The sequence below is a fragment of the Prauserella cavernicola genome, assembly GCF_016595675.1.
Classification (GTDB): Bacteria; Actinomycetota; Actinomycetes; order Mycobacteriales; family Pseudonocardiaceae; genus Prauserella_A; species Prauserella_A cavernicola.
This window is the reverse complement of record NZ_JAENJH010000001.1, coordinates 1309184-1321361: the sequence shown is the minus strand read 5'-3', so window position 1 is coordinate 1321361 and position 12178 is coordinate 1309184. Positions and strand designations below refer to the sequence as shown.

Below are 12178 nucleotides of genomic sequence, written 5' to 3'. Positions count from 1 at the left end.
GGCCTCACGAGGGCAGGTCGGCGAGCGAACACGTCGGCAGCGCGATCCAGCCCTCCGTCCGCGCCGCCTCCGCCTCGGCCGGGGTGGGTCCCAGCGTGTGGCCCAGTGCGGCGGCGCGGGCGAGCAACGCGGCGATCACGGCGTCCAGCACGTGGTCCTGCCGCAGGCAGAGTTCCCCAGCATCGGCGAGGTCGAGCCACGGGGCGGCCGCGCACAGGTCGCCGATCAGAGCTGTTCGGGCGGCGAGGTGCTTGCCTCCCTTGTACCGGCGATGGGTCAGGCTCCAGCGCTTGAGTCCCGCGGCCGGGTACACCTCCACGAGCAGACCCGCCCCCGTGCGGTCGATGTCGTGGCCCTGCCGGGCGAGCAGTGACTGCAGGCGCACGGCACGCATGGCGGTCAGTCCGATGCGGTCGGTCGCCACGCTGAGCGGGATCAGTCCCGTCACCGCGCGGACGCGCTCGTCGGTCCACCGGTAGGCCAGCGACCGGCGCCAGGCCGGCCCCGGTTGCTCGGTCGCGAGTTCCAGCGGGGTGTCTCGCTGGGCGCGGACGAACTCGACGAACGAGTCCGGCCAGCCCAGCGGGCAGTCGATGCCCACCTTGTCGGCGTGCTCACAGAGTCGCAGCACCGCGTCGTCGTCGGCGGGAAACGCGATGTCGGTGACTATGGCCGCGCCCTGCCGCCAGTCGAGGACGGCGACCGCCGTGGACGCCGGTTCCGCCGCCAGGTCGACGCCGACGGTCCGCACCGGGCCCCACCTCCTGACCGCGGATCGTCCCCGCTGCTCAGGGTTCGATGCCGTCGCGAAGTGTATGCAGGGCCGAGTGGATCAGGCGGGAGACGTGCATCTGCGACACGCCGACGTCGTGCGCGATCTCGCGCTGGGTCATGTTCGCGTAGAACCGCAGCCGGAGTACCCGTTGGTGTCGTTCGGGAAGCTGCGCGAACAACGTGGCCAGAGTGAGGTGGTCGGCCACCGGTTCCGTCTGGTCGGTCTGCTGGGGGACCTCGGAGGCCGGTTCCGCGGGGGCGTCGGACGCGTCATCCCTGTCGATGGAGGAGGTCCAGCGGCCGTTGATCGCACGCTGGGCGTCGTCGATGTCGCGAGGGGTGACCCGCAGGGCGGTGGCGAGCTCACCGCGAGTGGGCGAGTGGCCCTCCTTCACGGTGATGTCGTCGGTGGTCCTGTTCAGCGCGAGGCCCAGCTCCTGGACCCGGCGTGGGACGTGCACCGGCCAGGTGCAGTCGCGGAAGTGGTGTCGTAGCTCGCCGAGGATGGTGGGGATGGCGAACTTGGGAAAGCTGCGCGTGCCGTCGTAGCGGCTCGCGGCCCGCACCAGGCCCAGACGGGCGGCCTGCTGGAGGTCTTCGTAGGGCTCGCTTCGTCCAGCGAACCGGCGGGCCAGCTGGTCGGCGAGCGGCAGATACCGCGCGACGATGTCGTCGCGCCGGTCGAGGGGTTCGGGGGTGTACCGGCCCGCTGCGGGTTGTGCCCGGGCGGGCGCGCGAATTGAATTTTTCATGGGAGGGGCTACCCCGGTTCGAGAGGCCGCAACCGGTTTCCGGGCATTGTGTCTACTGGATACAGAACCGTTGCAGCTCCGTGAGCAGCGACGGCCCGGTTTCTCCCGCGGGGGAGTTTCCTCGCGGAGCGGTACGGGTAGGCGACAAGCCCTCGTCCGCGCGCACAGGGAAGGATCCGGCATGTTCGAGCAGGACCACCGCCCGCACGACCCGTTGCTGGCCATCACGAGGCGGCGCGAGTACGCGGGAGTGGTCGTGCGGGTCGAGGGCGAGGTCGACGTGAGCTCGGCGCCCGCCCTGCAGGCCCAGCTCGGATCGGCGCTGGCCCGGTCTCCCGGCCGGCTCGTCGTCGACCTGCGGGAGGTCCGGTTCTTCGGCGCCGTCGGGATCGACGTGCTGCTGGACTGCAGGCGCCGCTGCCTGGAGCGGTCCGTTCCGCTGCGGGTGCTGGCAGGCCGGGTCGTCAACCGCACCCTGGGGTTGTGTCAGGTCGACGGCATGCCCGTCATCGACGTCACGACGAGCTGCCCCAGCGCGTGACGCGGGTGCCCACGATCATGCGGACGGTGAAACCGTCGTCGTCGCGGCCGAGGGTCACGTGGTCGCAGATCTGGTGCACCAGCCACAGGCCCACGCCTCCCGAGGGACTGTCCGCGACGGGCAGCAGCCCCACGACGGGATCGCCGGGTCCGTGGCCGCGGTCGCTGACGGTCGCCACCAGACGTTCGGGCGCCGCCCAGAGCCGCGAGCGGGCGAGCGGCCGTGGACGATCGCGTTCGTGACCGTCTCGCTCACCGCGTAGACGAAATCCGCGACCCGGTCCTCCGGGCGCCGGGTGGTCCCGCCGAGGCTCCGCGCCGCGCGGCGGGCGTCCCTCGGCCGCGGATCGACCAGTTCGACGTCGGGCGTGCGTGTTTCGAGGGCGTCCACGCCGCCCGCGGGCCTGGCCAGGAACTCCGCCGGGCCCTGGAACTCGGAGTTGGCGCTTCGTAGTGCGCCCACCAGGGCCAGTTCTGGTCCACGGACTCAGGGGAATGCCACCGACCAGCCGGACCCGCTCCGTGTCCTCCTCCAGATAGGACGCGAACATCTTCCGGTACGCGTCGACCGTGTGCGCGGGACCCGAGTACCGCGTGGCGCTCTCGAGGAAGGTCACGTCGAGGCCGGTACCCAAGGCGGCCTCGACCAGGCCGGTCCGCTCCTCGTCGAGCGCGACGACCGTCGGCTCACCCGCCTCGTGCCCGTCTCGCAGGAACGGCAGTACCAGTTCCAGGAACTCGGCGTCGGAGGCGAACAACGCGGCCTGGTGCCGAAGTCCCGCGTCGTCGGGTCCCGTGGTCATCCGGCCGCCGGCGGGCCGCGCCGGTGCGCCGGATCGAGAATGTACCGGTTCATGAAATTGATGTTCCCTGTCTGAGTGCGGTCCACACCCTGATCCGGAAACATTGACGATGGTGTAACCACCTCCACTTCGGACAACGGACTGAGGAGCACGTGTGGTGATCGACGGGGTGAGGATCGACGGCGACTCCGGGCAGGCCGTCCTGCTGCTGCCAGGCGGGGCCGAGTCCTGCGAGGGCTTTTTTCCCGGACTCTCGGAGGGGCTGCTCGCCGATCCCGGCTGCCGCGTCATCGTGCACGACCGGCCCGGCACCGGCAGCTCTGCGGAGGAAGGCTCGCTGGCCGACGCCGCCGCCCACCTGGACGCGCTGATCGAGCGGCTGGACTGCGGGCCGGTCGTGGCGGTCGGGCAGAGCCTCGGGGGAGCGGTGGCCGCACTGCTCGCCCGCGACCATCCGGACAAGGTCGCGGGCGTGGTGCTGCTCGATGCCACGCCGATCAACGACCCCCGCGCGTGCGCGCGTCTCGAGCGGGTGATGCGGGTGGTCGGCCCGCTCGCCGGCGCGCCGGGCCTGCGCCGGGCGTTCTCCGCCGCGGTGCGCGGCTCCATGTCGCGCACCCTGCGGCGTAGCGACCTACGGCCGGACTGCGCCGCCGCGCACGCCAGGATCGCCGACACCGACATCCCGACGCTGGCCCGGTCGGTGCGCGGGATCGGGCGGCTCTCGGCCGGGTTCAGCGAACAGGACCTGCCGCGGCTGCCCTCGGCGGTGGTGACCGCGGACCGGAAACCGGGCGACGCGATCCGACGCGCTCACGCCCGGCTCGCCTACGCGTTCGGTGCGCCGCTCGTGTGCTGGCCCGGCGCGACCCACAGCGTGCATCTCGACCACCCCGACGACACCCTCGCCGTCGTGCGTGACGTGGTGTCGCGCGTTCGCGCGGGGGAGCGCGGCAGTGGATGAGGCCAGAGAGCGACGCCGGACGGCACTCGCGGGCCGCCGCGACGTTTGGTACATCACAATTGCAAAATACCAACCGTCGTTCTAGTGTTCTCGACGGTCGGCCCCACGTCGCCCGTCGAGGAAAGGAACGACAATCCCGATGATCGTCTCGATCGACCCGGCCACCGAGGCCGAACTCGCCCGGTTCACGCCGCACACCGAGTCCGAAGTGGACGCGGCACTCGACGGCGCGGCCGCCGCGCAGCGGAAGTGGCGCACCCGGCCCGTCGCCGAACGCGTGGAGCTGCTCAGCCGCATCGCGCGGGTTCTGCGGGCGGGTAAGGACACCTACGCGCGGCTGATCACCGCCGAGATGGGCAAGCCGATCACCGAGGCCGAAGCCGAGATCGAGAAGTGCGCGGTCACGTGCGAGCACTACGCCGAGCACGCTCCGGCATACCTGGCCGCGCGCCCGGTGGAGTCCAACGCCGCGGAGTCCGCCATCGTCCACGACCCGCTCGGGGTCGTGCTCGCGATCATGCCGTGGAACTACCCCTTCTGGCAGTTCTTCCGGTTCGCCGCTCCCGCGCTGGCGGCCGGCAACGGGACGATCCTCAAGCACGCCAACAACGTCGCGCAGTGCGCACTAGCGGTGGAGGACATCGTGCGGGCCGCCGGGGCGCCGGACGGGCTCGCCCGGACCCTGCTCGTCGAGGTGCCCGCGGTGGAGCGGCTCATCGCCGACGACCGGATCGCCGCCGTCACGCTCACCGGCTCCACCGAGGTCGGCGCACTCGTCGCGGCCCAGGCGGGCTCGCACCTGAAGAAGCAGGTGCTCGAGCTCGGCGGGTCCGACCCGTTCATCGTGCTGGCCGACGCCGACCTGGCGGCCGCGGCCGAGACCGCGGTCAGGGCACGGTTCACCAACGTCGGGCAGAGCTGCGTCAACGCCAAGCGCTTTCTCGTCGAGGAGCCGGTGGCCGACGAGTTCGTCGCGGCCTTCACCGAGGCCGCCGCCGCGCTGAAGGTCGGAGATCCCCGCGATCCCGCGACCCGCATCGGCCCGATGGCCAGGGCGAACCTGCGCGATGCGCTGCACGCACAGGTGCGGCGCAGCGTCGAGGCGGGCGCCCGGGTGCTCACGGGCGGCGAGCCGGTGGAGGGGCCGGGTTTCTTCTACCCGCCGACCGTGCTCGACCACGTGGCGCCCGGCATGGCCGCGTTCGAGGAGGAGACCTTCGGCCCGGTCGCCGCCATCACCAGGGTCCGCGACGCGGAGGAGGCGGTGACCCTGGCCAACCAGACGGAGTTCGGCCTGGGCGCGGCGATCTGGACCCACGACGTCGACCGCGCCAGAGAGCTGGCCGGCTCGATCGACGCCGGCGCGGTGTTCGTCAACGGCCTCGTCGCCTCCGACCCCCGGCTGCCCTTCGGCGGCATCAAGAAGTCCGGCTACGGCCGGGAGCTCGGCGCGGAGGGCATCCGCGAGTTCGTCAACGTCAAGACACTGTGGATTGGACCGGTGAGTGCCTGATGGACGACCAGCACACCGACGCACCCTGTTTCGCGGACTTCCCCTCGGCGGTGCTGCGCCCCGCCGAGCTGGAGGCGTTCTCCCGCGGTGGAGGAGCGAGCACCATCCCGCTCGTCAACCGCGCCCGCGGCGCCCGGGTGTTCCTCAACGGCCAGACGCTGTTCGACGGCGAAGCCGGAATTCCGTTGCACACCCACAACTGTCCCGAGAGCGTGGTGATTCTCGAGGGCGACGCGATCGCCGAGATCGACGGCGCCGAGTACGAACTCACCCGCTTCGACACGACCTACGTCCCGGCCGGGGTGCCCCATCGCTTCCGCAACGCCTCCGCCACCGTGCCGATGCGCATCCTGTGGACCTACGCGTCGGTGGATGCCACGCGCACGCTCGTCGAGACCGGCGTGACCAACCGCGTCGACGCCGAACACCACACCCAGTGAGCACCGACCGGGCCGCCGAAGCGGAGAAGGGAACGACGATGGTCACCGAGATCGCGCACCTGCGGGTGACGACGGGCGACGAGCTGGCCTTCGAGTCGGCCGTCGCCGAGGCCGCGCCGCTGTTTCGCGCCGCTCCGGGGTGTCGCGCCATCCGGCTCACCCGCAGCATCGAGGTCCCGCGGCTCTACCGCCTGCTCGTGGAGTGGGAGACGATCGAGCACCACACCGTCTCCTTCCGCGAGTCGGAGGCGTTCAGCAGGTGGCGGGAGCTCGTGAGCCCGTACTTCGCCGCTCCGCCGGAGGTGGAGCACGTGGTCGACGTGCTCCGGCCGTGACGAGCGGGCGCGTCGTAGTCTGGTCGCCGACGTCGATCGCACACCGCGACGACCGGAAGGAGGCGCGCAGACCGTGGCGCCGACCCCGCTGACCCGCCAGACCGCCGCACGCATCGTCGACCACATCCGCGAGCGGCGGGTGCCGCCGGGCACGAGGCTGGTCGAGCGGACGCTGGCGGAGCAGCTGCGCGTGTCCCGCTCGCCGGTGCGCAGCGCCCTGCGCCTGCTCGCCGACGACGGCGTCGTGGGTGTCGCCGGCACGGGCGGCTACACCGTCCTGCGGACCGCCGACGAGCTTCCTCCCGCGCGACCGGACGCCGACGCCGACTACACCGAGCGGCTGTACCTCCGCATCGCCGCCGACCGTCTCGACGGCAGGCTCGCAGACCGGGTGACCGAGAACGCGCTGGCCCGCGACTACAACCTGACCTCAGGCCAGCTCACGCGGATCCTGCGCCGCATCAGCGCCGAGGGCTGGATCGAGCGGCTGCCCGGCTACGGCTGGGAGTTCCAGCCCATGCTCACGTCACAGAAGTCCTATGAGGACAGTTACCGGTTCCGGCTCGTGGTGGAGCCCGCCGCGCTGCTCGAACCGGACTTCGCCCTCGACCGCGAGGCCGTGGAGAAGGTGCGCGAGCAGCAGCGGCGGCTCGTCGACGGCGAGATCTGGACCATTGGCAACGCGGAGCTGTTCGACCTCAACAGCACCTTTCACGAGACGATCCTGGAGTGCAGCGGCAACACCTTCTTCATCGACGCGCTCAAGCGCATCGACCGGCTGCGGCGGCTGATCGAGTACCGACGCTCACTCGCCCGCGACCGGGCGATCGTCCGCTGCCGGGAGCACGTCGAGATCGCCGACCTGCTCCTCGCCGGCCGCCGGGCCGAGGCGTCGGATGCGATGCGGCGTCACCTCGGCACGGTCAGTGCCGAGAAGGTGACCGTGGACCACGAGACCGACGGGTAGCCGCTGCTCCACGGGGCCGATCGCAGCGATCGTCACGCCGCGCGCTGGTGATCTAGGCTCGCGACATGAGGACCTTTCCCAGTCGTGTCCGGCTCGTCGCGCTTGCTGTCGCGTCCGTGATCTGGCTGGCGCTCGGGTTCGCCGGACTCGGGTTCCTCGATGGATATGTCTACATCGGACTCGGGGCGGCTTGCCTGCTCAGCTGCGCGTACCACGAGAACAAGCGACGTCAGTCCGACACCGAGCCCGCCGACGGAGACTGACTCTCTCCCGTCACGCCCGCACGCAAAATATGCAAACTAGCTTGTTGTCGTTTTGCACCTGCTTCTAGCGTCCTGAGGTCGTTGCCGAAAGGCCTGGACAGAGAGGCGCACGGGTGGGATCACACCGACTAGGACACATCCCGGTCGCTGCCGAGCAGGACCACGAGCACGGCTCGGTCGTGGCTCCTCGGGAGCGCAGTGTCACCGCGGGGCTGGAGATGCTCGAGCGCGGGGGCAATGCCGTCGACGCGGCGGTCGCGGCCGCGCTCGTCGCGGGCGTGGTCGAGCCCACCGAGACGACCCTCGCGGGCTGCGGCTTCCTGCTCTACGCCGACCGGGCCACCGACCCGCGGGCGGTCGAGTTCGGTCCCCGGGCGCCGCTCGCCGCCGACGCGCGGATGTTCGACCTCGACCCCGCGGCGGCGGGTCCGGCGGTGCTGGGCCTCGCGCCCGTGCTGGGCAACGCCAACGTCGACGGTCCGCGCGCCGCGGGCGTGCCGCGCACCCTGCTCGGGCTGCTGACCGCGCACGAGCGCTGGGGTGCGCTCGACCGCCGCACCGTGTGCGGGCCCGCCGTCGACGCGGCCCACGACGGTTTTCCCGCCGACACGTGGTTTCTCACCAACGCCTTCAGCGATCTCGAGCGGCTGCGAGCCGACGAGGGAACGCGGACGACGTTCCTGGCCGACGACGGACTCCCGATCGGCCGGACATCGCCCGCCTTCTACGGCTCCTCCCTCGGCGAGCGCGAGAGCGTGCGGCAGCCCGTTCTGGCGGCCACGCTCGAGGAGATCGCGTGCTCGCCGCTGACCGCACTCACCGAGGGCGCCATCGCGCAACGCCTGGTGGAGACCTCGCGCGAGCGCGGCGGGCTGCTGACGATGGCCGATCTGGCCGCCTCCGGCCCGCGGATCGGGCCCGCGCTGACGATCGACTACCGGGGTGCGCTCGTCGCCGTGCCGCCCGCGCCCGGCGGTGGACTGACCGAACTGCAGATCCTGCGCGCGTGGGAGGCGCTGCAGTCGCGCCCGCGCACCTCGCACGAGAGTCCCGAGACGACCCGCGCCCTTGCACTCGTGCTCCGGCACGCCTTCGCCGACCGCTACCACTGGCTCGGCGATCCCGACGTGGTGCCGGTGCCGACGCGCGGCCTGCTCAGCGACGGCTACGCCGCCCGCCTCGCCGCGTTGTGCGCGCAGGGCGACAACGTCGTCCGGTGGGAGTCGGGACACCCGTGGTTCACCTACGCGGGCAGCCCGGCGCACGACCCGTGGCCGCACGACGACGGCCGCGACGCTCCACAGTGGTCACCCGCCACCGCGACGCCGCCGACCTCGGGCACCACCCACATCTCCGCGACCGACCGCGACGGACGGACGGTGGCCATCACGCACACGGCGGCCAACCACTTCGGCTCCGCCGTGCTGTGCCCGCGCACCGGGCTGTTGTTCGACTCGGCGATGGCGTGGTTCAACGCCGCTCCCGGCGCGGCCAACAGCATCGCGCCCGGCGCGCGCCCGCTCGCCAACATGGGGCCTGCCCTCGTCCTGAGCGACGCGGCCCGGCACGCCGTCGGAGCCTCGGGCGGACGGCGCATCATCAGCGCCGTCGCGCAGGTCGTCATCAACCTCGTCGACGGCGGCCACTCGCCGCGAGAGGCGCTCTGCCTGCCCCGGCTCGACGCGAGCGGTCACCCACTGCTCGTGCACGAGGACCGCGCCGAGGCGCTGTCCGCGCTCGGCGACCTCGACCCCGAACTGGTCGCGGCCTCCAACGAGCCCTTCACGATCGACTTCGCGCGCCCGAACATCGCGTCGGTCACCGAGGCGGGAAGAACCAGTTCTGCCATCCCATCGACTGCGCACAGCGCGTAGGGAGTACGACCCGTGACCGCGGAAACAGAGAAGTTCACGACGGCACCGGCGACGGACCGGACCAGCGCACTTCGCGCCTTCCTCATCTCCGGCCTGGGAACAGCGCTCGAGTACTACGATTTCCTGATCTACGGCCTCGCCGCGGGTCTGGTGTTCAACACCGTGTTCTTCCCCGCGTCCGATCCACTCGTCGGCACGCTGTACTCCTTCGCCGCGTTCGGAACCGGGTTCCTCGCCCGCCCGCTGGGCGGAATCGTCATCGGGCATTTCGGCGACAAAGTCGGCCGGAAGAAAATGCTGATCATCACCCTGTCCACGATGGGTGTCAGTACTTTCCTGATCGGCCTGCTGCCCGATTTCAACACCATCGGCATCTGGGCCCCGGTGCTGCTCGTCGCCCTGCGGCTGATCCAGGGATTCGCCGCGGGTGGTGAATGGGGCGGCGCGGCGTTGTTCGGCATCGAGAACGCACCAGGGAACCGCCGTGGTCTGTGGGGCAGCTTCACCAGCATGGGAATCGGCCTCGGCACGTTCCTCGGGGTGGCGGCCTTCGCGCTCACGAGCGTGGCGTTCGACGACCAGCTCACGCCGTGGGGCTGGCGGATCCCGTTCCTGCTGGGTGGCGCGCTGGTCATCATCGCCATGCTGGCGCGGCTCACGATGCCCGACGACACGGTGGCCGCCGGGGAACAGGACGGCACCACCCGTCGCATCCCGATCGTCGAGGCGCTGCGGCGCAGCCCGCGCACGGTGCTGCTCGGCCTTGGCGTGAGCTACGGCTACAACACGTTCGCCTACATCGGGTTCACGTTCCTGTTGTCCTACTTGACGATGCTCGGCTACGGGACGACCGAGTCGCTCGTCAGCCAGCTCGTCTACTCGGTCGTGCTGTTCGTCAGCGCACCGTTCTGGGCCTTCGTCAGCGACAAGGTCGGCAGGCGTCCGGTGATGGCGATCGGTGGCGTGGCGTCGGGCGCGTTCCTGTTCCTCTTCTTCGTGCTGGCGAACTCGAACAGCATCACGCTGGTGGTGGTCGGTTTCTCGCTCGTCGGCCTGCTCACCGGCGTGACCCAGGGCCCGATCCCCGCCTTCACCGCCGAGCAGTACCCCGCCAGGATGCGCTACAGCGGAATGTCGGCGTCCTACCAGATCGGCGCGTCGATCGGTGGTGGCACGGCGTCGTTCATCGCGACGGCGCTGCTGGTGGCGACCGGCCAGAACCCGGTGTCGGTGGCGATCTACGGCACGTTCGCCATGCTCGTGCTCGTCGGGTGCTCGCTGGCGCTGCGCGAAACGGCGCACCTCTCGACCGCCGAGGTCGACGACCCGGACGGTGAGAACGCGGCACTATCGTGATCGGCCATGGACGCTCGGGATAGCGCGCGCGGCGCTGCCCGCCTCGCCGACGTGGCGAGGCGGGCAGGCGTGTCCATCACCACCGCCTCGCACAGCTTCACCGGCAGTCGTCCCGTCTCCGCCACGACGAAGGAACGCGTCTGGCAGGCGGCACTCGAGGTCGGGTTCCGGCACTCGCAGGCACGCAGGACCGTCGCGGTGATCCTCCGGCCACCGGAGGCCGTTCCGGCGTCCCGCTTCGGCACCACGTCGTTCTCCCAGCTGATCGGTGGGGCCTCGATGGCGGCGATGACGCGTGGTTACTCCGTGGTCAACGCCCGTGACGTCGCGGAGATCGCGGGCAGCGTCCCCCGGCTCGACGGCTGCCTGCTGTTGAATCCCAACCGGCGTGACGAGTCGCTGCGGTGGCTGCGGGCGGAGAGCGTGCCCGTGGTCTCCTACGACCAGGATCCCGGCGATCCCGGTTTCCGGTGGTGGGTGGGCGCCGACTACGACCGGGCGGTGGCGGACCTGCTGCTGCACATGATCGGCCGGTCGGCGACGCGGATCGCGCTGGTCGCCGGGCAGACCGACAACATGTACCGGCGCGCGATCCTCGCGACCTACGACTCGGTGATCCGCACCGCCGGGCTCAGCTCGCTCGTGCGGATCGCGGACAACGAGCGGGGGCAGAGCGCGGCGTTCGAGACGGTGTCCGGCCTGCTCGACGGCCCGCACCCGGTCGAAGCGGTGGTCACCACATCGAGCGTTTTCGCCGTCGGCGCACTGACCGCCGCGCGGGCGGCGGGACGTGCCGTTCCGGACGAGCTCATGATCGCGACCACCACCGACGGGCCGTTGGCCGAGCTGGAGAACCCGTCCATCACGGGCCTGGGCATCGACGCGCTCCGCACCGCCGAGGTGATGATGGACCTGCTGGAACGCCAGGTCGCAGGCCAGCAGCCGCCGGAGACCAATCCGCTGGTCGCGCTGAACCTGATCCACCGGCGCTCGACCTGAGGCGGGGTGCCGGTCAGCCCGCGTCGATGGCGATTCCCCGCCAGACCAGGTCGGCGAGCTCCGACGAGGCGCGTCGCCAGTCGCCGTTCGGGTCGAGGAAGAACAGCCCGCCCAGTGCTCGCAGGACCGTCTCCGGATCGAGGTCGGGGCGGACAGTGCCTGCGTCGATGTTGGCGCGCACCAGGGTCGAGGCTGCGTCGAGCATCGCCTGGTAGGCGTTGCCCGCCACGCCGTCGCCAGCCGTGCTCGCGGCCTGCAGCGCGGCGGAGAGGCCGCGCTTGGTCATCATGTAGCGCGCGACGTGATCGGTGGCCCAGAGACGGAAGGCCTGTTCCGGGGTGTGCGATTCGAGAAGTTGGGGTACCACCTCCACGAGCTGGCACACCTCGCGCTCGTAGACGGCGAGGACCAGCGACTCGTGAGTGGGGAAGTGACGGTAGACGGTGCCCACGCCGACGCCGGCCTTCTTCGCGATGGCGTTGAACGACAGCTCGCCCGCGGTGACCGACTCCGCGGCGACGGCCAGGATGCGGTCGTGGTTGCGCCGGGTGTCGGCGCGGCGGTGGCTGACCGGTCCTGTCGTCATCTCCCTCTCCAT

Annotated in this window: 14 protein-coding genes; 10 read left to right on the top strand and 4 right to left on the bottom strand. The window is 71.1% G+C overall.

All coding sequences use genetic code 11. From position 1 onward, the window contains the following. Positions 1–4 precede the first annotated feature (4 nt). Complete coding sequence (locus JHE00_RS06260; protein WP_200315585.1) at positions 5–751, bottom strand: DUF429 domain-containing protein; 747 nt, start codon at positions 749–751, stop codon at positions 5–7. Between the two features lie 37 nt (positions 752–788). Beyond that, positions 789–1526: a sigma-70 family RNA polymerase sigma factor gene (locus JHE00_RS06255; RefSeq protein WP_200315583.1), complete on the bottom strand. Its 738-nt coding sequence runs from the start codon at positions 1524–1526 to the stop codon at positions 789–791. Positions 1527–1707: 181 nt separating this feature from the next. Between JHE00_RS06255 and JHE00_RS06250 the strand changes: the two genes are divergently transcribed. Then, positions 1708–2067: an STAS domain-containing protein gene (locus JHE00_RS06250; protein WP_200315581.1), complete on the top strand. Its 360-nt coding sequence runs from the start codon at positions 1708–1710 to the stop codon at positions 2065–2067. On the opposite strand, the gene JHE00_RS06245 is transcribed toward JHE00_RS06250, so the two are convergent. After that, positions 2042–2869: an MEDS domain-containing protein gene (locus JHE00_RS06245; protein ID WP_200315579.1), complete on the bottom strand. Its 828-nt coding sequence runs from the start codon at positions 2867–2869 to the stop codon at positions 2042–2044. The genes JHE00_RS06250 and JHE00_RS06245 overlap by 26 nt on opposite strands. 157 nt (positions 2870–3026) lie before the next feature. Here JHE00_RS06245 and JHE00_RS06240 point away from each other — a divergent pair, with 157 nt between their 5' ends. The 9 genes from JHE00_RS06240 (at position 3027) to JHE00_RS06200 (ending at position 11580) form a co-directional block, all read left to right on the top strand. Then, positions 3027–3833 carry an alpha/beta fold hydrolase gene (locus tag JHE00_RS06240; protein ID WP_307831834.1) on the top strand — a complete coding sequence of 269 codons (807 nt, stop codon included), beginning with the start codon at positions 3027–3029 and terminating at the stop codon, positions 3831–3833. 139 nt (positions 3834–3972) lie between these two features. Further along, entirely contained in the window at positions 3973–5346 is a 1374-nt protein-coding gene (locus tag JHE00_RS06235) for an NAD-dependent succinate-semialdehyde dehydrogenase (protein WP_200315575.1), read from the top strand. After that, a complete protein-coding gene (locus JHE00_RS06230; RefSeq protein WP_200315573.1) occupies positions 5346–5786 on the top strand; it encodes a cupin domain-containing protein in 441 nt (146 codons plus the stop codon). The genes JHE00_RS06235 and JHE00_RS06230 overlap by 1 nt, the downstream gene beginning before the upstream one ends. Next, positions 5783–6121, top strand: coding sequence for an antibiotic biosynthesis monooxygenase family protein (locus JHE00_RS06225; RefSeq protein ID WP_307831833.1), 339 nt, complete (start codon positions 5783–5785; stop codon positions 6119–6121). The genes JHE00_RS06230 and JHE00_RS06225 overlap by 4 nt, the downstream gene beginning before the upstream one ends. Before the next feature lie 73 nt (positions 6122–6194). Then, complete coding sequence (locus tag JHE00_RS06220; protein ID WP_200315571.1) at positions 6195–7088, top strand: GntR family transcriptional regulator; 894 nt, start codon at positions 6195–6197, stop codon at positions 7086–7088. Between the two features lie 65 nt (positions 7089–7153). Beyond that, complete coding sequence (locus JHE00_RS06215; RefSeq protein WP_200315569.1) at positions 7154–7351, top strand: hypothetical protein; 198 nt, start codon at positions 7154–7156, stop codon at positions 7349–7351. Positions 7352–7464: 113 nt separating this feature from the next. Then, complete coding sequence (locus JHE00_RS06210; protein ID WP_200315567.1) at positions 7465–9225, top strand: gamma-glutamyltransferase; 1761 nt, start codon at positions 7465–7467, stop codon at positions 9223–9225. Positions 9226–9237: 12 nt separating this feature from the next. Further along, on the top strand, positions 9238–10581 hold the full coding sequence (locus JHE00_RS06205; RefSeq protein ID WP_200315565.1) for an MFS transporter: 1344 nt from the start codon (positions 9238–9240) through the stop codon (positions 10579–10581). A 6-nt stretch (positions 10582–10587) separates the two neighbouring features. Continuing rightward, positions 10588–11580, top strand: a complete 993-nt coding sequence (locus JHE00_RS06200; RefSeq protein ID WP_200315563.1) for a LacI family DNA-binding transcriptional regulator — start codon at positions 10588–10590, stop codon at positions 11578–11580. Between the two features lie 13 nt (positions 11581–11593). Here JHE00_RS06200 and JHE00_RS06195 read toward each other — a convergent pair whose 3' ends face one another. After that, the gene (locus tag JHE00_RS06195) at positions 11594–12166 is read right to left on the bottom strand and encodes a TetR/AcrR family transcriptional regulator (RefSeq protein ID WP_200315561.1); all 573 of its coding nucleotides are present in this window, start codon (positions 12164–12166) and stop codon (positions 11594–11596) included. Positions 12167–12178 lie beyond the last annotated feature (12 nt).

Excerpts from the sequence above, each read along its gene's own strand:
- JHE00_RS06255 (WP_200315583.1), bottom strand. The coding sequence starts at position 1,526 with ATGAAAAATTCAATTCGCGCGCCCGCCCGGGCACAACCCGCAGCGGGC.
- JHE00_RS06215 (WP_200315569.1), top strand. The coding sequence starts at position 7,154 with ATGAGGACCTTTCCCAGTCGTGTCCGGCTCGTCGCGCTTGCTGTCGCG.
- JHE00_RS06230 (WP_200315573.1), top strand. The coding sequence starts at position 5,346 with ATGGACGACCAGCACACCGACGCACCCTGTTTCGCGGACTTCCCCTCG.
- JHE00_RS06250 (WP_200315581.1), top strand. The coding sequence starts at position 1,708 with ATGTTCGAGCAGGACCACCGCCCGCACGACCCGTTGCTGGCCATCACG.
- JHE00_RS06195 (WP_200315561.1), bottom strand. The coding sequence starts at position 12,166 with ATGACGACAGGACCGGTCAGCCACCGCCGCGCCGACACCCGGCGCAAC.
- JHE00_RS06235 (WP_200315575.1), top strand. The coding sequence starts at position 3,973 with ATGATCGTCTCGATCGACCCGGCCACCGAGGCCGAACTCGCCCGGTTC.
- JHE00_RS06245 (WP_200315579.1), bottom strand. The coding sequence starts at position 2,869 with ATGACCACGGGACCCGACGACGCGGGACTTCGGCACCAGGCCGCGTTG.
- JHE00_RS06200 (WP_200315563.1), top strand. The coding sequence starts at position 10,588 with ATGGACGCTCGGGATAGCGCGCGCGGCGCTGCCCGCCTCGCCGACGTG.